At 78.0% G+C, this 1310-nt stretch carries 2 protein-coding genes; both read left to right on the top strand.

Going from position 1 to position 1310, the window contains the following annotated elements; genetic code table 11:
• Positions 1-775: type VII secretion integral membrane protein EccD (eccD, locus tag AA75_RS31115; protein WP_033823664.1), on the top strand; the 775-nt coding region annotated here is incomplete at its 5' end.
• Positions 776-788: 13 nt separating this feature from the next.
• Positions 789-1310 (top strand): type VII secretion protein EccB (locus tag AA75_RS31110; RefSeq protein ID WP_033823663.1); only part of this gene is annotated, 522 nt, incomplete at its 3' end.

The following is a 1310-nucleotide window of genomic DNA, read 5'->3' as shown; positions in this document are numbered from 1 at the left end:
CGCGGCCGGCGTGCTGATCGCCGCCGCCGGCGTGGGCGTGCTGTCCGCCCTGCTGCTCGCCCTGCGGGCGCTGCCGGTCGCGGCCGGCGCCGCCGCCCTGGTCACCGCGGTCTCCGCGGCGGGCGCCGCGGCGCTCGTCCGGCCGACCCACTGGGACACCGGACAGGCGGTCGCGGTCACCGCCGGGGCGGTGTTCGTGCTCGGCCACTTCGGCCCGCGCCTGGCGCTGCGCGCCGCCCGGCTGCGTGCCCCGCAACTGCCCAACAACGCGGAGGAGTTGCAGCAGGACATCGAGCCCGAGCCGCAGGAGCGGGTGGCCCGGCGGGTGGCCGTCGCGACCGCCTGCCTCGACGGGCTGGCCGTGGCCGGCGCCGTGGTCCACACGGCCGGCTTCTGGTACCTGGCGCAGCTGCCCGGGTGGACCGGCTGGCTGGTGCCGCTGGTCTTCGGCTCGGCCGTCCTGCTGCGGGCCCGGGGCCTGACCGGCACCGTGCAGCGGGTGGCGGCGGTCCTGTCCGGTGCCGCCGGGCTGACCGTGCTGCTGCTGGTCCGGGTCGCCCCGGCCGGGACCGGCGCGAGGGTCACCGTCCTCGTCCTGCTGCTCGCCGCCGCCGCGCTGCTGCTGACGGCCGCCCGACGGCTCCCGGACAGCCGCCCGCTGCCGATCTGGGGCCACCTCGGCGACATCCTCGAACTCCTCACCGCGCTGGCCCTGTTCCCGCTGCTGCTGCAGACCGTCCACCTCTACGCCGCCGTCCGCGCGCTGTTCAGCTGAGGGGAGGAGACCCGTGCAGACCCGACGCGACCACGTCCAGGCCTACCAGTTCGCCATGGGCAGGCTGGCCACGGCCCTGGTGAGCGGTGACCCCGGACGCGGCGAGAGCCCGACCAGGCGCGCCGCGCTCGGCACCTTCCTGGGGGCCGGGGTGACCGTCCTGCTGTGCGCCGGCGCCGGCGTGTACGGGCTGATCTCGCCGGTCCCGTCGGCCGGTTGGCGCACCCCCGGCTCGATCGTCCTGGAGCAGCAGACCGGCAACCGCTACCTGTACCTCGACGGCGAGCTGCGCCCGGTGCGCAACCGGGCCTCCGCGCTGCTGCTGGCCGGCAGCACCGCCGCGATGCAGACCGCCGACCGCGGCACGCTGGCCGGCGCCCCGCACGGCGCGCCCGTCGGCATCCCCGGCGCGCCGGACGCCGTGCCCGACGCCGCCGGTCTGCTGACCGGCGGCTGGACCCGCTGCCTGCGCCCCGACCTGGCGGCCGGCCAGGTCGTGGACTTCGCGCCGCAGGGACGCACCACCGCGGTACCG

The sequence above is a fragment of the Kitasatospora sp. MBT63 genome (genome assembly GCF_000710465.2).
Taxonomy (GTDB): Bacteria; Actinomycetota; Actinomycetes; order Streptomycetales; family Streptomycetaceae; genus Kitasatospora.
Note: the sequence above shows the minus strand (reverse complement) of the source record. Positions and strands in the feature narration are given on the sequence as shown.